Origin of the sequence: Marinimicrobium hydrolyticum (genome assembly GCF_030848505.1) — a bacterium.
Lineage (GTDB): Bacteria > Pseudomonadota > Gammaproteobacteria > Pseudomonadales > Cellvibrionaceae > JAVDDU01.
Genome location: NZ_JAVDDU010000002.1, coordinates 63,068 through 82,386, shown reverse-complemented (window position 1 = coordinate 82,386; position 19,319 = coordinate 63,068). Strand labels below are relative to the sequence as shown.

Sequence of the window (19,319 nt, the reverse complement as noted above, 5' to 3'; positions counted from 1 at the left end):
CACAGGACGTTATGGGCGAATTCGAACTTATCCGCCGATTTTTCCAGCAGGAGCAGGCCGAGCACCCGCCCGAAGGGGTATTCATGGGCGTGGGCGATGACGCCGCGCTCTTGGAAGTGCCTCCCTATCAACAACTGGCGGTCAGTGTTGATACCCTGGTCAGCGGGGTTCATTTTCCTGCCGATGCTGACGCCGAGGACATCGCCCAGCGGGCCTTGCGAGTCAATTTAAGTGATCTCGCCGCCATGGGTGCTCAGCCCCTGTGGTTCACCCTCGCGTTAACCTTGCCGAACGTGGACGAATCCTGGTTGCGGGATTTCAGTCGAGGCCTGTTCGCCGTTGCCAATCAATACGGCTGCGCGCTGGTGGGGGGAGATACCACGTCCGGCCCCTTGAGCATCACCGTCCAGGTGATGGGAGTAGTGGAGGCGGGCCACGCCTTACGCCGGGACGGCGCCAGTGTCGGTGACTATATTCTGGTCACTCACCACCTAGGTGATGGTGCAGCCGGTCTGGCTGCTGTAGAAGGGCGCCTGAAGCTGGATGCCGAGCAGGATGAATATCTGCGCCAGCGCTTTTATCGCCCCGAGCCGCGCGTGGCAGAAGCCCGGAAGATCCGTGACCTGGCCAGCGCAGCCCTGGATATTTCCGATGGCCTGGTGGCGGATCTGGGGCATATCTGTGCCGCCAGCGATCTAGGTGCGGAGGTGTATGTAGAAGACTTGCCACTGTCCCCGGTGCTGGCTGGCCTGGAAGATCGCGACCAAGCACTGAATTGGGCGCTTAGTGGTGGTGACGATTACGAACTCTGTTTTACCGTGCCCGAAGAGCATATGGCCGAAGTGGGCCTGCTGATCGCCCAAGGTGAGTTGCAGGCCACGGTGATTGGGCACATGGTGGCCGGTGCGAGCGTACAGTGTCTGCACCATGGCCAAACCTTCGAACTTGATCAACCGGGCTATAATCATTTCCATGACTAACCCTACCTTCAAAGAGCTTTTGCGCAACCCCAACCACCTGTTTGCCTTCGGGTTTGGCAGCGGCTTGGCCCCGAAAGCGCCGGGCACCTTCGGCACCTTGGCCGCCATACCCATTTTTTGGTTGATTCAGGACCTGGCGCTGCCCATTTATCTTTTGTGGCTGGTGGTGACCTTTGCCCTTGGCGTCTACTGGTGTGAGCGCAGCTCCAAAGCCTTGGGGGTGCATGATCACGGCGGCATCGTGTGGGACGAAATGGTGGGCTACTGGATCACCATGCTACTGGCCCCCGCTGGGTGGCTATGGATGCTGGTGGGCTTCGTGCTGTTCCGCTTCTTTGATATTGTCAAACCCTGGCCCATCGGTTGGTTGGATCGCCGCGTCGGTGGCGGTATGGGCATTATGATTGACGACGTGTTGGCGGGGGTCTACGCCTTGATTGTGTTGCAGCTTCTGGCGCTGTGGTGGTAACAAGCGCGCCGGGCCAGTGGAGGAAAGCAAATGATAAATCGATTGGCCCGTTCCCTGGCACTTGGCGCACTGTTGTTTCTCACTTACCCGGCGATCGCCGTGGACCTGGAAGTGCGTTTGCTGGCCCAGGGCAGCGCAATTCTAACCATTAACGGTAAACAGGTTCGACTAAAAGACGGCGAGCGCAGCCCTGAAGGCGTGAAGTTGGTGTCCTCCACCACTCAAGCGGCTATTGTCGAATACGAGGGCGCGCAACAGACACTAACACTGTCCCGACGCATCGCCTCGCGCTTTGTGGAAACCGAGCCGGTGCAGGTGCGTATTTCCCAAAGCCAGGGCGGACACTATGTGGCGGATGGCAGCATCAACGGCCACAACATCCGCATGATGGTGGATACCGGAGCCACCAGCGTGGCAATGAATCGTCGCACCGCGGAACGGCTTGGCATAAACTACCGCACCGGAGAGGTTATTCAGGTGAGCACCGCCAACGGTATTGCCGACGCTTATCGTATTACCTTGGACCGGGTTGCCGTGGGTAACCTGGAACAGCGATATGTGGAAGCGCTGGTCACCGACAGCGACTATCCGGATATTGTACTTCTGGGCAACAGCTACCTAGGTGCGGTGGAAATGCGCGTGGACCGGGGTGTGTTGCTGCTGGAGTCCAAGTATTAAGTGTTAAACGGGGCCATTCCCAAATTTGTGATTCGTAGCGCTGGCGAGGCTCGATTCCCGCATTCGCACTACCTTGGACCCCCTGCCTTCGCTGGAAATTACAGCGAGGATCGGAAAAGAATGTAATAGCCTAATGCTGCGGGGGCCGGGCGGGGTGAGTGTTCTGCAAGCCTCACAAGAGGGATCTTGTGGGGCAGTCCCCACGGATGGGTTTACGACGTTTGCTGAACACTCACCCCGCCCGGCCCGAGGGCTCGCTTAAGAAGCAGTTCATTAAATCTTTAAGTCCGAACAGCAATAGGTGTATACGGGGCTCAAAGAATATAAAGACCCGCACGTTGGGTTCTATTAAAGAGGTTATGCGTGGCCATTCGTTTTATCGAAGCATCCAAATTGCCCACACCGTGGGGCATGTTCAAAATGTACGGCTTTGCCGATGACGCGGCCGACAAGGAACATGTGGTGTTAACCATGGGCGACATCAGCGGCGATCAGCCGCTGCTGGCGCGCGTGCACTCCGAATGTCTGACCGGTGATGCCCTGTTCAGCCTGCGCTGCGATTGCGGGCCGCAACTACAAGCGGCCATGCACAAAATCGCCCTGGAAGGCCGGGGCGCCATTTTTTATCTGCGCCAGGAAGGCCGAGGCATAGGACTGCTCAACAAAATCCGCGCCTACCACTTGCAAGACTGCGGTGCCGACACCGTGGAAGCCAATGAGCGCTTGGGCTTTGGCGCAGACATGCGCGACTACAGCATCCTCAAACCGATGCTGGAACACCTGCAAGTAAAATCCCTGAAACTGATGACCAACAATCCGCGCAAAGTAAAAGCGCTGGAAGAAATGGGTGTAGTCGTGGCCGAGCGTATCTCCCATCAAACAGGTCGCAACCCCCACAACGCCCGCTACCTGGAAACCAAGCGCGGCAAACTGGGGCACTTGTTTGCCGAGCACGATGAGCCGGATAACGACTAACAGCCTGCTAAGTTCGTCGGCCTAAAACACCCACCTAATCGAAAACACAGAAAAACAAGGAATCGCAATGACCACCAGAATCGCCATTGCCGGAGCCTCTGGCCGTATGGGCAAGGCCCTCATTGAAATACTTGCCGCTCATTCTGATGCCCGCCTTACAGTCGCCGTGGGTAATCCCGGCAGCAGCCTCTTGGGTGCAGACGTGGGCGAGCTGGCCGGCGTCGGCAAACTGGGCGTTACACTCACAGCTGAACTGGCTGCGAACTCGAACGACTTCGACGTATTGATTGATTTCAGTACGCCCGCAGCGACACTGAAACACGCCGCTTTGTGCGCCGAAAAAGGCCTGGGATTGGTGGTGGGCACCACCGGTTTCAGCGCGGAAGAAAAAGCGGCTTTGGAAGGGCAGGGACAAAATACCCCCTTGTGCGTAGCCGCCAATTACAGCACCGGCGTCAACTTGTGTTTGAAACTGCTGGATACCGCCGCTCGGGTGATGGGCGATGACGCCGACATTGAAATTTACGAAGCGCACCACCGCCACAAAGTGGACGCACCGTCCGGCACGGCGCTGCGTATGGGTGAAGTTGTGGCCGCCGCTTTGGGCCGCGACCTGGCCAGTGAAGCCATTTACGGTCGTGAAGGTCAAACCGGTGCCCGCGAGCGCAGCAACATCGGTTTTGCAACCGTGCGCGGTGGCGACGTGGTAGGCGATCATACGGTGATGTTTTTGGCCGACGGCGAGCGCGTGGAAATTACTCACAAAGCGTCCAGTCGCCTGTCCTTTGCGCGCGGAGCTGTACGTGCCGCCCTCTGGCTTGCACGGCAAGAGCCCGGTCTCTACGATATGCAGGATGTACTGGATTTACGCTAGCCCGCGGCTGAAAGTCAGCGCGGCGTTGAAACTCATTTCACAAAAGAGCAGGCCACGAAAACAGGGTTTGGGCGGTCACTGGATTCCCACAGGGCCGGCAGCCGCCCAGTGGCTCGGGAGTGTTGAGTGAGCCGGACTGTTCGTATATTGACGGTGAATACCCACAAAGGTTTTACCCTGTTTAACCGCCGTTTTATTCTGCATGAATTGCGCGAAGCCGTGCGTGCGGTGTCGGCGGACGTGGTTTTTCTGCAGGAGGTTATGGGTGAACACAAAAGTTGGTCCTCCCGCCACAAAGGTTTGTGGCCCATTGAACCTCACTACGAATTTCTCGCCGACAGTATTTGGCAGGATTTTGCCTACGGGCGCAACGCCGTTTACCCCCAGGGTCATCACGGCAACGCCCTGCTGAGCAAATTCCCCATCGTCTCCTGGGACAACCACGATATCTCTTTGAATCGATTCGAGCAGCGCGGCTTACTGCATTGCAAACTGGATATGGTGGATGCGTCCATTCAGCTGCACGCCATCTGTGTGCACTTAAATCTGCGTGAAGGAGATCGGCAGCGGCAATTGTTAAAGTTGTGCGAATTGGTCAACAGCATTCCGGAATCGGAACCGGTGGTGGTGGCGGGAGACTTTAATGACTGGCGCTGCAAATCCCAGGCAGTGTTGTTGCGCCAAGCTGGGTTGCATGAAGTGTTCACGGATATTTACGGTCAACCACCCCGTTCCTTCCCCGCCGTATTGCCCATGCTGCGGCTGGATCGAATCTATGTGCGCTCGGCCCAGTTTCATACGCCGTTGGTGTTACCCAATAAGCCTTGGTCGCACTTATCCGATCACAAACCCTTAATGGCCGAAGTGGAATTTTAAGGGTTTTAACCGGCGGGGTTTTTCCCCAGCATTGCCCGGCCCATTTGCCGCCAACTGGGTTCCTGGCCATAGGTGCGCACACCCAAAGCGAACAATCGGCCGCCCGCGCGACGCGCCCAGTACAAAGTGGCCAACAGCAGAGCCAGAGACAGCAACCATTCACCCACGCCCACGTCGTCAACGGCCATGCGCACCGGCATCACGGCGAATGATGTAAAAGGAAACAGGCTGGAAAAAACCGTGAGTGTTGAGTCCGGGTGATCCCGCAAGGTGTAAGCGATAAAAATGGGGATGCTTGGCACCAGCATGACGACACTGCGGGACGAATGGTTGGGGTCGTCGATGGTGGCGGTGAAGGCACCCATCAGGGTGTTCACCAGCAAAATCCCCAACAGCATAAATAGCAGGGCGTTGAGCGTTTCCAGCAGTGGCAGCTCAGGGACAAAAACACCTGCCCCCGCGTACAAACTGAAACCGAGCCCACCCAAATACATAAGCATCAAAATGGTGGCCACGGTTTTTAGGCAGAACAGGGTGATACCCACAATCTTTCCGTCCAGCCAGCGCTGAGGCGTCATCAGCGTCAGCAGTTGCTCGGTGACGCGCTGCTGTTTCTCGGCCGTCACGGCGGAAAAGAAACACGCAAAACCAGAAAACAGGCTCACGCCTAGCAACAGCAGCACTAAAAACACCACCGCGCTGTTCTGCTCCCGCTCTTCAGGTGATGTGGGCGCCGGGGCAATGTTTTGTACTTGCCATTGGGGTGGATTGGTAACCCAATGCATGACCTCTGGTTCTAACTGCGCGTTCGCCAGTGTGTGTTGTTGCAGCCATCGGCGCAGCGTTTCACCCAACTCGTCCACCCAGGGTGCCGAGTTAACGGTGGTTAGTGACAGGGCATAATTCTCGTGTTGCACCACGCCGTGCCAGCCCTCGGCAATGCTCTGAGCGCCGATCAGACGGTTGGCTTCATCAGCGCTGATGCGCTCGAAATAAAAGCCCGGGGCTTGGGGCAGTTCCAGCTCCGTCACCACGGCAATTCTCTGCTCAGTGGCGAAATGGTTTACCAGCGCGGGCCAAAGTGCCACGCCCAACACAATGGTCAGCATTAAAAAGATGGTGATCAGTTCCTGCTTCCATTTGAAGAAGCGGGAAAACTCCCAGGCGGCAATGGTTAGGATTTGCTTCACTGGTCGGCCTCCACGGTGTCCGGTGATCTGCGCTTGCGGATGGACTGAAGGTAGAGTTGGTGCAGGCTGGTGGTTTGCCGGTCCAGCTTCAGTACGGGCACTTCCGCGCTCAGGCGTTGCAGTGCGGCGCTCAGTTGCGTGGCGTCGGACAGCACAAACTCCAGGCTAGAGGTGCCGTCGGGGTTGGTGTCCGGCGGGCTGATGGTCACCCCGGGCACACCGGTCAGTGCCGTGCGGGCTTGCTCGCCGTCCTCTCGGGCCAAAGTCACTTGGTAGGCGTGTTGCTCGCCCAGTTGGGCTTTCACATCGTGCAACCCGCCCTGAGCGATACATTCACCCAAATCCAGCAGCAGCATTTGATCCGCCACTCGTTCCACCAGCGCCATTTGGTGAGCGCTGAGTAGAATCAACCGGCCCTGGCTCTTAAGCTCCGCCAGTAGTGTCAGCACCTGTTCCTGGTTGACCGGGTCCAGGCCAGAGAAGGGTTCGTCCAGAATCACCACCTCCGGGTCGTGCAAAAGTGTGGCCATTAGCTGGACTTTTTGCTGATTGCCCTTGGAGAGGCGGCTCAAGGGTTCGTCAGCCCGATCCGTTAGTTCGAAATAATCCAGCCAATGCTCTATGCGCTCCTGGCGACTCGCTTTACTTATGCCCCGCAGGGCAGCGATGTAGTTCAGGTTCTTGCGCAGGGATTTTTCCAGGTACAGCCCCCGGTCTTCCGGTAGGTAACCCAGCAACTGTTCAGGCACGTGGCTGTACTCACGTTCGCCATCGGAGACGATCAGGCGGCCATCGTCCGGGGATGTCAGGCCAGTGAGAATACGAATCAGGGAAGACTTGCCCGCGCCATTGGGGCCGAGGAGCGCTAGAATTTGTCCCGATTGGGCCGACAAACTGACAGATTTTACCGCCGTGACGCTTCGGTAATGCTTGGTAATCCCTTCCGCCTGAATGATCATTACTGCCTGGCCCCTGAATTTGTCGTCGTTATTCATTCCCAGCGCCGTGGCCGGGGAGAGCAAGACTAGCCTATAGATCCTGATGGCACAATTCCCGGATCCGCACTCGAACGTCCGGTTATCGTGCGTTGGCCTGGAAGTGAGTTGCTGCCAATGACTGGTCAACGTAGGATAAGGCGGTTAAACGGGCAATATTCGTTGGACAGGGCGGCGGTGCTCGCGTAAAATTTGCCCTCAGAAAACGGTTTGCCAAAGCCGAGCCACTGGCCATAGGCCCAACGAAAGCGAGATGAGGCGGCAGTTTCATCTCGCTTTTTTACAGCCCGGGACCGGGTTTTTCACTCACGCAGCTCGCTGTTAATGATGTCGCCTCGCGCACCCCTGGTGGTGCGGCTGTCTCTCTGAGCCTGCGGAAAGTGACCAAGTCGGTCCTGTTGCTAAAGCTGTGACATGATTGAGGAGGTTGATTTGACTACTGGGGCCCACACACCCGCATTACTGGTACTGGAAGACGGCAGTATTTTTCGTGGCACCTCCATCGGTGCCCAGGGTCTGTCGGTGGGGGAGGTGGTGTTCAATACCTCCATGACCGGCTACCAGGAAATTCTCACCGACCCCTCCTACGCCCGCCAGATCGTTACCCTGACTTACCCCCACATCGGCAATACCGGCACCAATGACGAAGATGACGAATGCGGTCAAAGCTGGGCTGCTGGTCTGGTAATTCGCGATCTGCCGCTGGTGGCCAGCAACTTCCGCAATCAGCGTAACCTGTCCGAATATCTGGTGGCTCAGAACATTATTGGCATCGCCGACATCGACACCCGTCGGCTGACCCGCCTGCTGCGGGACAAAGGCGCCCAGAACGGCTGCATCATGGCTGGTGATCTGGACGAGGAAAAAGCCCTGGCGGCGGCCAAGGCCTTCCCCGGTCTCAAGGGAATGGACCTGGCGAAGGAAGTGTCTTGTAAAGAAAGCTACCGCTGGGAAGACAGCACCTGGCAATTGGGCAAAGGCCACCTCAAGCCACCCGCGAAGCAACCCTACAAAGTGGTTGCCTTCGATTACGGCGTGAAGCGCAACATTTTGCGCATGCTCACCGACCGGGGTTGCGACGTGACCGTGGTGCCTGCGGAGACACTGGCCAGCGACGTTATGGCCATGAAACCCGACGGTGTGTTCCTGGCCAACGGCCCGGGCGATCCGGAGCCCTGCACCTACGCCATCGAAGCCATTAAGTACATTCTGGAAACCGACACACCCATTTTCGGTATTTGCCTGGGGCACCAATTGCTGGCGTTAGCGTCCGGTGCGAAAACCGTAAAGATGAAGTTTGGCCACCACGGCGCCAATCACCCGGTACTGGATATGGAAACCGGCCGAGTCATGATCACCGCTCAGAATCACGGTTTTGCGGTGGACGAGACCACGCTGCCGGCCAACCTCAAGGCCACCCATAAATCTCTGTTTGACGGCTCTCTGCAAGGTTTGCATCGCACTGACAAGCCGGCCTTTTGCTTCCAGGGCCATCCGGAAGCCAGCCCCGGTCCGCACGATGCCGATGGGTTGTTCGACCACTTTATTGAATTGATGGAGAAAGCGAAACGGTGAATGGCATCCGCTGAGCACCGACCACCCCATTTAACCGATTTCGCAAAGTGAGAAGATCATGCCAAAACGTACCGACATCAACAGCGTTCTGATTCTTGGAGCCGGCCCCATTGTGATTGGCCAGGCCTGCGAATTTGACTACTCCGGCGCCCAGGCTTGTAAGGCGCTGCGGGAAGAGGGTTACCGGGTCATCCTGGTGAACTCCAACCCCGCCACCATCATGACCGACCCCGCCATGGCGGACGCCACCTACATCGAACCCATTGAATGGCAAACCGTGGCGCGCATCATTGAAAAAGAGCGCCCCGACGTGGTGCTGCCCACTATGGGCGGACAGACCGCGCTGAACTGTGCTCTGGCTCTGGCCAAGAACGGGGTGTTGGAAAAGTACAACGTAGAGCTGATCGGCGCCAACGAAGCCGCCATCAACATGGCGGAAGATCGCGATCAATTCGATAAAGCCATGAAACGCATTGGCCTGGAATGCGCCCGAGCGGAAATCGTGCATTCCATGGAAGAAGCCAAGGAAGTGCCCAAGAAGTTCGGCTTCCCCTGCATTATCCGCCCCTCTTTTACCATGGGTGGTTCCGGCGGCGGTATCGCTTACAACTGGGAAGAGTTTGAGGAGATCTGTACACGTGGTTTAGATCTTTCCCCCACTCACGAACTGTTGATTGACGAATCTCTGTTGGGTTGGAAAGAGTTCGAGATGGAAGTGGTGCGGGATAAAAACGATAACTGCATTATCGTGTGCGCCATTGAAAACTTCGACCCCATGGGTGTGCACACCGGTGACTCCATTACCGTGGCGCCGGCTCAGACGCTCACCGACAAGGAATACCAAATCATGCGCAACGCGTCTATTGCGGTGTTGCGTGAGATCGGTGTGGAAACTGGCGGTTCCAATGTTCAGTTTGCGGTGAACCCGGAAGACGGCCGCTTGGTGGTGATTGAAATGAACCCCCGTGTGTCTCGCTCCTCGGCGTTGGCTTCAAAAGCCACCGGTTTTCCCATTGCCAAAATTGCCGCCAAGTTGGCGATTGGCTACACCCTGGATGAACTGCAGAACGAAATCACTGGTGGCGCCACACCGGCTTCGTTCGAGCCCAGCATCGACTACGTGGTCACTAAAGTGCCCCGTTTTACTTTCGAAAAATTCGGCGAGGCGGATGCACGCCTGACCACGCAAATGAAATCCGTGGGCGAAGTCATGGCCATCGGCCGGACTTTCCAGGAATCACTGCAAAAAGCCTTGCGCGGTCTGGAAACGGGTTCAAGCGGCTTCGAGCCCAAAGTGAACTTGGCCGATGACGAAACACCGGCGCGTTTGCGTCGCGAATTGGCGACCCCCGGTGCCGAGCGCATTTGGTATGTGGGCGATGCTTTCCGCTCGGGCATGAGCCTGGAAGAAGTGCACGAAGCCAGCAAAATTGATCCCTGGTTCCTGGTGCAGATCGAAGAGCTGATTTCGATTGAAAAGTCGCTGGCTGGCAAGCAGCTCAGTGATCTGGATTACGACACCATGTGGCGGCTTAAGCGCAAAGGCTTCTCCGATCGCCGCCTGTCGAACTTGCTGGGTGGCACCGAAAAGGCCGTGCGCGATCATCGCCACACACTCAACATACGCCCCAGTTACAAGCGGGTGGATACCTGTGCGGCGGAATTCGCGACCTCCACGGCCTACATGTACTCCACCTATGAGGAAGAGTGCGAGGCTAACCCCAGTGAGCGGGATAAAATTCTGGTGATTGGCGGCGGCCCCAACCGTATCGGTCAGGGTATCGAGTTTGACTACTGCTGCGTGCATGCCGCTCTGGCCATGCGTGAGGACGGTTACGAAACCATTATGGTGAACTGTAACCCCGAGACCGTCTCCACCGATTACGACACGTCTGACCGTCTGTTTTTCGAGCCAGTGACTTTGGAAGATGTGCTGGAAATTGTGCACAAAGAAAACCCCAAAGGCGTTATCGTTCAGTTTGGCGGTCAAACACCCTTGAAGCTGGCCCGCGCTCTTGAAGCGGAAGGTGTACCCATTATTGGCACCTCCCCGGATGCCATTGACCGCGCCGAAGACCGGGAGCGCTTCCAGCAAATGATTCAAAAGTTGGGCTTGCGCCAGCCACCCAACGCCATCGTTCGCTCCTTGGAAGAAGCGTTGAAAGTCGCTGAGCAAGTGGGATACCCGCTGGTGGTTCGCCCCTCTTACGTTCTGGGCGGCCGGGCCATGGAAATTGTTTATAAAGAAGATGAGTTGCGCACTTATATGCGCACCGCCGTGGAAGTGTCTGAAGACGCTCCGGTTCTGTTGGATCACTTCCTCAGCGCCGCCATTGAGGTGGACGTTGATGCCGTTAGTGACGGCAAGCAAGTGGTTATCGGCGGTATTATGCAGCACATTGAACAGTGCGGCGTACACTCTGGCGACTCCGCCTGCTCACTGCCTCCATACTCCTTGCCCGCCAAGGTGCAGGATGAAATGCGCGAGCAAATTCGTGCCATGGCATTGGAGTTGGGAGTAGTGGGATTGATGAATACCCAGCTCGCTTACCAGGACGGACAAATCTACGTTATCGAGGTTAACCCTCGTGCGTCGCGTACCGTTCCTTTTGTATCCAAATGCGTGGGTGTTTCCCTGGCGAAAGTGGCCGCCCGTTGTCAGGCCGGCACCAGCCTGGCGGACCAGGGTTTCACTCAGGAAATCGTGCCCGATTACTACAGTGTTAAAGAAGCGGTCTTCCCCTTTAACAAATTCCCCGCGGTTGATCCCATCTTGGGGCCGGAAATGAAATCCACGGGCGAAGTGATGGGCATAGGCGATACGTTTGGCGAAGCTTACGCCAAGTCACAGTTGGGCGCCGGCAGCGAATTGCCTACCGGCGGCACCGTGTTTATTAGTGTGCGTGACATGGATAAACCCGGCGTTGTCGTTGTCGGTAAAGAGCTGAGCAGCCTGGGCTTTAAGCTGGTGGCCACTCGCGGTACCGCCGCCGTACTGAAAAAAGCGGGGCTCGAAGTCGCAGTCGTGAATAAAGTGCAGGAAGGTCGCCCGCATATCGTTGACATGATTAAGAACGATCAGATCGATTTGATTGTCAATACCACCGAAGGGCGGCAGGCAACGCGTGACTCAGCATCCATTCGGCGCAGCGCGGAAAATCACAACGTCTATTACACCACGACTCTCGCTGCCGGTGAGGCGGTGTGCATGGCGTTGCGTTTTGGAAAACAAACGGAAGTGCGGCGCTTGCAAGAGCTGCACGGGAGAATAGGCGCATGAGTAAATTCCCCATGACCGTAGAAGGCGCGGAAAGACTGCGCCTCGAACTGCAGGACTTAAAAAAAGTACAACGGCCGCGCATCGTGCAGGCCATTGCTGACGCCCGTGAACACGGTGATTTGAAAGAAAACGCCGAGTACCACGCCGCGCGCGAACAGCAGAGTTTCTGCGAAGGCCGGATTCAGGAAATTGAGGGCAAGCTGAGCAACGCCCAGGTTATCGATGTGAAAAGCATTGAGCCCACCGGTAAAGTGTTCTTCGGCACCACCGTGACCATCGTCAATACCGAAACAGACAAAGAAGTGCGCTACCAGATCGTGGGCGATGACGAGGCGGACGTTAAAGTCGGCAAGATTTCTGTTAGCTCACCCATTGCTCGGGCACTGGTAGGTAAAGAAGAGGGTGACGTAGTGGTGGTCAATACTCCTGGCGGTGAAGTGGAGTATGAAATTGAAAAGGTGGAGCATATCTGAAAAGGCTCTAGCGTCACCCCCACCGTCATCCCCGCGAAAGCGGGGATCCAGAGCCCCTGGAGAAGAGTGGCTAGCGCAATAAGTTGGACAACTTCGGATTGGGCTTTTTATTGGCCCGGTACAGCAGCGCAACCTTGCCTACCTGCTGAATGATCTCCACCCGTGGCAGGGCTTTCAGTAGCTCGACCACCTCATGGCGGTCTTCCCGCTCGGAAACCGCCAGTTTGACCTTAATCAGCTCGTGGTCGTCCAGGGCGCGGTTCAGTTCCGCGCGCACACCGTCGGTCAACCCACGGTCAGCAATGGTGACAATCGGGTTGAGCTTGTGGCCTAGGGCGCGAAAATGCTTTTTCCGCTCGGAACTCAGGGGCATGGTTTACCTCGAATCTGGGGCTGCAAAGGGCGGCATTGTAACCCATCTACCGACGCAATTTCGGATTTTTCATGGCCAGATCTAAAAGCAGTAACCGCTGGCTCGAAGAGCACTTCAGCGACGCCTACGTCAAACAGTCCCAGAAGGACGGTTACCGTTCACGAGCCAGCTACAAACTGTTGGAGCTCAATAAAAAGGACAAGCTAATACGCCCGGGCATGACCGTGGTCGACTTGGGTGCGGCGCCCGGCGGCTGGTCCCAGGTGGCGGCGCGGCTGGTGGGCGACAAAGGCGCGGTGCTCGCGTCGGACATTTTGCCCATGGACGGCCTGGCCGGAGTAGAGTTTATTCAGGGGGATTTTACCGAGTCGGAAGTGTTAGATCAGCTTTTGAGCGCCTTGGGTGAGCGGCGCGCAGATCTTGTAATCTCCGATATGGCCCCCAACATGAGTGGAGTGGACGCTGTTGATCAGCCTCAAGCCGTGTACCTGGTGGAGCTCGCCCTGGACATGGCTCGGGAGGTTTTGAAACCCGGAGGCGGTTTCGTTGCCAAAGTGTTCCATGGCGAAGGCTTCGACCCTCTGTTAAAGGATGTGCGAGGCGCCTTCTCCCAAGTGGCTGTGCGCAAGCCAGATGCCTCCCGAGCCCGTTCGCGGGAAGTTTATCTGGTAGCCAAAGGCTATAAGGGCGATAGAGGCTAATACTCGCCAAGCATGGTACTTTTGCATTTTAGGGCACTATACTGGCGCCTGAGCTAATCCGACGTGACACGAGGGTATACTTTTTGAACGACATGACCAAAAACCTCATTCTGTGGCTGATCATTGCCGCAGTGCTCTTCACCGTGTTCCAGGGCTTCCAGCAGCCTACACCCGGTGAAACCCTCAGCTATTCGGAATTTATCGAAGCGGTTCAGAATGAGCGTGTCCAGGAAGTTACCATTGAAGGCCTGGAGATCGAGGGCGTGTTGCGCGACGGCAGCTCGTTTACCACTGTTCGCCCCCAGGTCAATGACGACCGCCTGATGGCTGACCTGCTAAATCACCGGGTAGACGTGGTGGGCAAAATGCCCGAAACCGCTAGCCTGTGGCAGCAACTGCTGGTGGCCAGCTTCCCAATTCTGATCATCATCGCCGTACTGTTGTTCTTTATGCGCCAAATGCAAGGTGGCGGCATGGGCGGCAAAGGCGGCCCCATGAGCTTTGGCAAAAGCAAGGCGCGCCTGTTGGGTGAAGACCAAATCAAAACCACTTTCGCCGATGTAGCGGGCGTGGATGAAGCCAAAGAAGAAGTGCAGGAGCTGGTGGAATTCCTGCGCGACCCCACCAAATTCCAAAAACTGGGCGGCAATATCCCGCGCGGTGTCCTGATGGCGGGCGCACCCGGTACCGGTAAAACCCTGCTGGCCAAGGCCATTGCCGGTGAAGCCAAGGTACCGTTCTTCTCAATCTCCGGTTCCGACTTCGTGGAAATGTTTGTGGGTGTGGGCGCTTCCCGCGTCCGGGACATGTTCGATCAGGCCAAGAAACAGGCGCCGTGCATCATCTTTATTGATGAGATTGACGCCGTGGGTCGGCATCGTGGCGGCGGTCACGGTGGTGGTCACGACGAGCGCGAGCAGACTCTCAACCAGTTGCTGGTGGAGATGGATGGTTTTGAAGGTAGTGAAGGCGTTATCGTTATCGCCGCCACCAACCGCCCCGATGTACTGGATAAGGCGCTGCTCCGTCCGGGCCGCTTCGACCGCCAAGTAGTGGTCGGTCTTCCGGATATTCGTGGACGGGAACAGATCCTCAAAGTACACATGCGTAAAGTGCCCATCGACGAGCGCGTTGAGGCGATGGTTATTGCCCGCGGCACTCCGGGTTTCTCCGGTGCTGACCTGGCCAACTTGGTGAACGAGGCGGCGCTGTTTGCGGCCCGTGGCAACAAGCGTCTGGTTACCATGGAAGAGTTCGAGAAGGCTCGTGACAAAATTATGATGGGCGCCGAGCGCCGCTCCATGGTGATGAGTGAGAAGGAAAAGGAAAACACCGCCTACCACGAGGCTGGCCACGCCATCGTGGGCAAGATCGTGCCCGAGCACGACCCGATCCACAAAGTCACCATTATTCCCCGTGGTCGGGCCTTGGGCGTCACCCAATTTCTACCCGAGGGCGACAAGTACAGCATGAGCCGGCGCGCCATTGAGTCCAGCATTTGTACTCTGTTCGGCGGCCGCTTGGCTGAGGAAATGACTCTGGGAGCCGATGGCATTACCACCGGCGCCTCCAACGACATTGAGCGGGCCACCGAGCTGGCGCGTAACATGGTCACCAAGTGGGGCCTGTCGGAGAAGCTGGGTCCTCTGCACTATGGCGAGGACGAAACCGGCATGCCCGGCATGTCCGCCGCGAATTATTCCGGCGAAACGTCCAAGATGATTGACCAGGAAGTGCGCAGTATCATCGACAAGTGCTACCAGCGCGCCAAGCAGATATTGGAAGAAAACCGTGACATTCTGGAAGCCATGAAAGACGCGCTTATGGAGTACGAAACTATCGACTCCGAGCAAGTGGACGACCTGATGGCCCGGCGCAAAGTTCGCCCGCCCAAGGATTGGCACGACGATGATTTCAATAGCCACCTGAAGCCCAAAGGCGGTGAGGGCGAAGAGCCCAAACCTGCGGACGACAAAAAGTCCGGTCCCATAGGCGGCCCCGCCGAAGAGCGCTGACCCGAAGAGTGTTATATAATCCCCGGCCTCCGCCGGGGATGCCCCTTCAGAAACAACCGCAACACACGGATTCAGTATGCCACTGCAACTTGGCGACCCAGCGCTGGATTTATCTCGACCCCGTGTGATGGGGGTGCTCAACACCACGCCCGACTCCTTTTCTGATGGCGGCCAGTACTACCGCAGCGGCTCACTGTCCCTTGATCTTGTCTTGACCCGCGCCCGCAAAATGCTGAGCGAAGGGGCCGATATTATCGATGTGGGTGGTGAATCTACTCGCCCCGGCGCCACGCCAGTCAGTGAGGCGGAGGAGTTGGACCGAGTGGTGCCGGTGGTGGAGGTTCTGGCGCGTGAACTGGGAGCCCTAATCTCAGTCGATACCAGCACCCCAGCGGTTATGCGTGAGGCCGCTTCGGTAGGTGCGGGCATGCTCAATGACGTGCGCGCCCTGCAGCGGGATGGCGCCTTGAAGGCAGCCGCCGAGACGGGGCTACCCGTGTGCTTGATGCATATGCAGGGCCAGCCGGCGACCATGCAGATAAACCCGGAATACCAAGATCCGGTAGCCGAGGTCAGGCGCTTTTTGCAGGAACGCATGACCGCTTGTGAGCAAGCGGGTATTGCGCGGGAGCGGTTATTGCTGGATCCGGGGTTTGGATTTGGGAAAACCCTCGATCACAACTTGGAACTGTTGCGCCGGCTAGGCGAACTAACGGACCTGGGTTGCCCGTTATTAGTGGGCTTGTCGCGCAAGTCCATGTTGGCCAAACTACTGGATCGGGAGGTGTCCGAGCGCTTGCCCGGTAGCCTCGCTCTGGCCATGGCCGCCGCTGAGCGCGGCGCCAACATCATTCGAGTCCATGACGTGGCTGCCACGGTGGACGTTCTCAAGGTTCTGGCGGCAGTGACGTCCCCAGGCCTCGCCACATCTGAATAGTAGACTCTGGAGCAAGGATTATTATGGCGCGCAAATACTTTGGTACCGACGGTATTCGTGGGGAGGTCGGCGAAGGCCCAATCACACCGGATTTTATGCTCAAGCTGGGCTGGGCGGCAGGCCGAGTCCTGGTGGACCGCTTCTCCGGCCCCAACCTCATTCTGATTGGCAAAGACACCCGTATCTCCGGCTACATGTTTGAATCCGCGCTCCAGGCGGGCCTAATTAACGCTGGCGTGGACGTGGGCTTACTGGGCCCCATGCCCACTCCGGGTATTGCCTATCTCACGCGTACCTTCCAGGCTCAAGCAGGCATTGTTATTAGTGCGTCCCATAACAGCTATGTGGATAACGGCATTAAGTTTTTCAGCAGCAACGGCAGCAAGCTCCCCGATGACATTGAGGAGATGATTGAAGCGCAACTGGATCAACCCATGGTCACCGCCGAGCGCCTGGGTAAAGCCCGCCGCATCGACGACGCCGCCGGCCGCTACGTGGAGTTTTGCAAAGGCACCATGCCCTGGGGCTTTAGCCTCCAGGGTGTACAGATCGTTGTGGACTGCGCCAATGGTGCGACTTACCACATCGCCCCCAGCGTGTTCAGCGAGTTAGGGGCTAAAGTGATTCCTCTGGCCGCTGAGCCCAACGGCACCAATATTAACCGCAGTTGCGGCTCCACCAAGCCCGAAGCGCTTAAAGAGCGCGTGCAGGAATTGGGTGCTGACTTAGGTATAGCGTTTGATGGAGACGGTGACCGCTTGGTTATGGTGGATCATCGCGGTGAAATCGTCGATGGTGACGAGCTTCTTTACGTCATTGCCTCCTACCAGCAACAATACGGCGGAGGTTGTGACGGGGTGGTAGGCACCCTGATGAGCAATCTGGGGCTGGAGCTGGGGCTCAAAGACTTGGGCGTGCCCTTTGCTCGCGCTAACGTGGGCGATCGCTATGTGATCGAAACCATGCGCCAGAAGGGCTGGGCGTTGGGGGGCGAGTCCTCCGGCCATATCATTTGCAGCAACGTCACCACCACTGGGGACGGCATCGTTTCCGCCCTCCAGGTATTGATGGCATTGAGCACCTTCGGCGCCTCCCTGCACGACGTCAAAAAAGGTATGCGCAAAACGCCGCAGACCATGATCAACGTCCGTATGGGACGCAAAGTCGACTTTACCCAAGACGAGGCCATCCAGTCAGCCGTGGCCAGCGTGGAAGATCGGTTGGGGAATACTGGGCGAGTTCTTTTGCGCCCCTCCGGGACAGAACCGCTGGTTCGAGTCATGGTGGAAGGGCAGGACAAACAGCAGGTTAAGGAACTGGCCCAGGAGCTGGCTGCCGTAGTGGAAGCAGCCCTGAACTAGCGATTGGCGCTTAACCGTCAGTCCATTCGCAATCGGTACCAAAAACAACCAAAAAACGACAAAAGACGGGCGTTGATGCCGAAATAGGATTGTATGTTAATCCTATCTTCGCTAACATTGGCGCCCGCTTTAAGGGGGACCTTTGAGCAGAGCAGAGAACACGCGGCGCCGGCTGGTAGTAGGGAATTGGAAGATGTATGGCAGCCGGGCGTTCAACGCTGAGCTTCTGTCGGCCATCCAAGCCCGTTGGCAGGGGGTGCATCAGGCGGAAGTGGCTGTTTGCCCACCGTTCGCCTACCTTCAGCAAGCGGCTGAATTGCTCGCCAAGTCCAATATTGTGCTGGGCGCTCAGTCCCTTAGTGAATACGAAGAGGGAGCCTTCACCGGGGAAGTATCGGCCCGGATGTTGGCCGATTGGCAGTGCCGGTACGTGATCGTCGGGCACAACGAGCGGCGGCGTCTGCAAGGTGAGACGGATCAGCGAGTCGCCAAGAAGTTTATCGCCGCACGCGACGCCGACTTGATACCCGTGTTGTGTGTCGGAGAATCCGAACAAGATCGGGACTCGGGCAAGGCTTTGGATACCATTGGTCGGCAGCTCAGTACCGTAATTGACGCGGCGGGTCTGGAAAGTTTTCGGCGCGCTGTAGTGGCTTACGAGCCCGTATGGGCCGTGGGTACCGGTAAAACCGCTACCCCCGAGCAGGCCCAGGAAGTGCACAGTTTTATCCGCGCCCAACTCGGCGCACTGGGGCAGAGCACCCGGGTGTTGTACGGCGGCAGCGTCAAGCCCGACAACGCCGAACAGCTCTTTGCCAAGGCCGACATTGATGGCGCCCTTTTGGGTGGCGCATCTCTGAAAGCCGAAGATTTTATCGCCATATGCCAGGCGGCTGATTAACCGCCCGGTATTGAGAGTCGCTCACTAAGAGAGCAAAAACGCAATGGAAAATATCATTCTTCTGGTTCACGTACTGACCGCTCTGGCCATTATCGGCCTGATCCTGCTACAGCAGGGCAAGGGCGCAGTAGCCGGCGCCTCCTTCGGTGGCGGCGCCTCCCAGACCGTATTCGGCAGTCAGGGCAGTGGCGGCTTTTTTACCCGCGCTACCGCAGTCCTCGCGGTTCTCTTTTTCGCCACCAGCTTCGGCCTGGCCATTATCGCCAAGCAGGACGCGGGTATCGGTGATCGCGCCATACCGACAGGTTTTCACGCCACGGAAATCCCCATCACTGACGATGATGTTGAAGATACCGAAGTGCCCCAGGTAGATACCCCGGATGACGATGCTGCAGTACCGGAAGTTCCTGAAGTGCCTGAGGCATCCGACGTTCCCGAGGGGACTGACCAGTAAGTTAAGAAAGTTAAATAGAAGTAACCCCTGTTTAATGCCCAAGTGGTGGAATTGGTAGACACGCTATCTTGAGGGGGTAGTGGCGCAAGCCGTGCCGGTTCAAGTCCGGCCTTGGGCACCATTTGAAAAACCGATATGATCCAGTATCGTCCTAGAAGCCCCGTCATTCGGGGCTTTTTTGTATCTGTTAGTCTTGCAGCGTCCAGGCTAAT

At 57.2% G+C, this 19,319-nt stretch carries 18 protein-coding genes and 1 tRNA gene; 16 read left to right on the top strand and 3 right to left on the bottom strand.

The window, feature by feature from the left end; genetic code table 11:
* The first annotated feature begins 11 nt into the window (after nt 1-11).
* The 6 genes from thiL to RBH33_RS03710 all read left to right on the top strand — a co-directional run bounded on the left by thiL (nt 12) and on the right by RBH33_RS03710 (nt 4,852).
* A complete protein-coding gene (gene thiL, locus RBH33_RS03735; RefSeq protein ID WP_306730792.1) occupies nt 12-980 on the top strand; it encodes a thiamine-phosphate kinase in 969 nt (322 codons plus the stop codon).
* Nucleotides 973-1,449 (top strand): phosphatidylglycerophosphatase A family protein, encoded by a 477-nt coding sequence (locus tag RBH33_RS03730; protein ID WP_306730791.1) that lies wholly within the window; start codon nt 973-975, stop codon nt 1,447-1,449. The genes thiL and RBH33_RS03730 overlap by 8 nt, the downstream gene beginning before the upstream one ends.
* A 30-nt stretch (nt 1,450-1,479) precedes the next feature.
* Entirely contained in the window at nt 1,480-2,127 is a 648-nt protein-coding gene (locus tag RBH33_RS03725) for a retropepsin-like aspartic protease family protein (protein WP_306730790.1), read from the top strand.
* A gap of 363 nt (nt 2,128-2,490) precedes the next feature.
* Nucleotides 2,491-3,102, top strand: a complete 612-nt coding sequence (gene ribA / locus RBH33_RS03720) for a GTP cyclohydrolase II (RefSeq protein WP_306730789.1) — start codon at nt 2,491-2,493, stop codon at nt 3,100-3,102.
* A gap of 67 nt (nt 3,103-3,169) precedes the next feature.
* The gene (dapB, locus tag RBH33_RS03715; RefSeq protein WP_306730788.1) at nt 3,170-3,976 is read left to right on the top strand and encodes a 4-hydroxy-tetrahydrodipicolinate reductase; all 807 of its coding nucleotides are present in this window, start codon (nt 3,170-3,172) and stop codon (nt 3,974-3,976) included.
* 126 nt (nt 3,977-4,102) lie between these two features.
* Nucleotides 4,103-4,852, top strand: a complete 750-nt coding sequence (locus RBH33_RS03710) for an endonuclease/exonuclease/phosphatase family protein (protein ID WP_306730787.1) — start codon at nt 4,103-4,105, stop codon at nt 4,850-4,852.
* A gap of 5 nt (nt 4,853-4,857) precedes the next feature.
* Here the strand turns inward: RBH33_RS03710 and RBH33_RS03705 are convergent, their stop codons facing one another.
* Both RBH33_RS03705 and RBH33_RS03700 read right to left on the bottom strand, forming a co-directional pair.
* Nucleotides 4,858-6,042 (bottom strand): ABC transporter permease, encoded by a 1,185-nt coding sequence (locus RBH33_RS03705; RefSeq protein ID WP_306730786.1) that lies wholly within the window; start codon nt 6,040-6,042, stop codon nt 4,858-4,860.
* Entirely contained in the window at nt 6,039-7,037 is a 999-nt protein-coding gene (locus tag RBH33_RS03700; RefSeq protein ID WP_306730785.1) for an ABC transporter ATP-binding protein, read from the bottom strand. The genes RBH33_RS03705 and RBH33_RS03700 overlap by 4 nt, the downstream gene beginning before the upstream one ends.
* Nucleotides 7,038-7,451: 414 nt before the next feature.
* On the opposite strand from RBH33_RS03700, the gene carA reads away from it, so the two are divergent.
* The 3 genes from carA to greA are packed head-to-tail and all read left to right on the top strand — an operon-like array spanning nt 7,452 to nt 12,365.
* Nucleotides 7,452-8,612, top strand: coding sequence for a glutamine-hydrolyzing carbamoyl-phosphate synthase small subunit (gene carA / locus RBH33_RS03695; protein ID WP_373568223.1), 1,161 nt, complete (start codon nt 7,452-7,454; stop codon nt 8,610-8,612).
* 58 nt (nt 8,613-8,670) lie between these two features.
* Nucleotides 8,671-11,892 (top strand): carbamoyl-phosphate synthase large subunit, encoded by a 3,222-nt coding sequence (gene carB, locus RBH33_RS03690; protein ID WP_306730783.1) that lies wholly within the window; start codon nt 8,671-8,673, stop codon nt 11,890-11,892.
* Entirely contained in the window at nt 11,889-12,365 is a 477-nt protein-coding gene (gene greA, locus RBH33_RS03685) for a transcription elongation factor GreA (protein WP_306730782.1), read from the top strand. The genes carB and greA overlap by 4 nt, the downstream gene beginning before the upstream one ends.
* Before the next feature lie 70 nt (nt 12,366-12,435).
* Here the strand turns inward: greA and RBH33_RS03680 are convergent, their stop codons facing one another.
* A complete protein-coding gene (locus RBH33_RS03680; RefSeq protein WP_306730781.1) occupies nt 12,436-12,738 on the bottom strand; it encodes a YhbY family RNA-binding protein in 303 nt (100 codons plus the stop codon).
* A 71-nt stretch (nt 12,739-12,809) separates the two neighbouring features.
* On the opposite strand from RBH33_RS03680, the gene rlmE reads away from it, so the two are divergent.
* From rlmE to RBH33_RS03645, 7 genes are all read left to right on the top strand, one after another.
* Complete coding sequence (gene rlmE / locus RBH33_RS03675) at nt 12,810-13,439, top strand: 23S rRNA (uridine(2552)-2'-O)-methyltransferase RlmE (RefSeq protein WP_306730780.1); 630 nt, start codon at nt 12,810-12,812, stop codon at nt 13,437-13,439.
* Between the two features lie 92 nt (nt 13,440-13,531).
* A complete protein-coding gene (ftsH, locus tag RBH33_RS03670; RefSeq protein WP_306731267.1) occupies nt 13,532-15,454 on the top strand; it encodes an ATP-dependent zinc metalloprotease FtsH in 1,923 nt (640 codons plus the stop codon).
* 76 nt (nt 15,455-15,530) lie between these two features.
* The gene (gene folP / locus RBH33_RS03665; protein WP_306730779.1) at nt 15,531-16,391 is read left to right on the top strand and encodes a dihydropteroate synthase; all 861 of its coding nucleotides are present in this window, start codon (nt 15,531-15,533) and stop codon (nt 16,389-16,391) included.
* A gap of 23 nt (nt 16,392-16,414) precedes the next feature.
* On the top strand, nt 16,415-17,752 hold the full coding sequence (glmM, locus tag RBH33_RS03660; RefSeq protein ID WP_306730778.1) for a phosphoglucosamine mutase: 1,338 nt from the start codon (nt 16,415-16,417) through the stop codon (nt 17,750-17,752).
* Between the two features lie 142 nt (nt 17,753-17,894).
* Nucleotides 17,895-18,653, top strand: a complete 759-nt coding sequence (tpiA, locus tag RBH33_RS03655; protein ID WP_306730777.1) for a triose-phosphate isomerase — start codon at nt 17,895-17,897, stop codon at nt 18,651-18,653.
* A 43-nt stretch (nt 18,654-18,696) separates the two neighbouring features.
* On the top strand, nt 18,697-19,107 hold the full coding sequence (secG, locus tag RBH33_RS03650; protein WP_306730776.1) for a preprotein translocase subunit SecG: 411 nt from the start codon (nt 18,697-18,699) through the stop codon (nt 19,105-19,107).
* 36 nt (nt 19,108-19,143) lie between these two features.
* Nucleotides 19,144-19,228: transfer RNA gene (locus RBH33_RS03645), tRNA-Leu, on the top strand.
* Nucleotides 19,229-19,319: the final 91 nt, after the last annotated feature.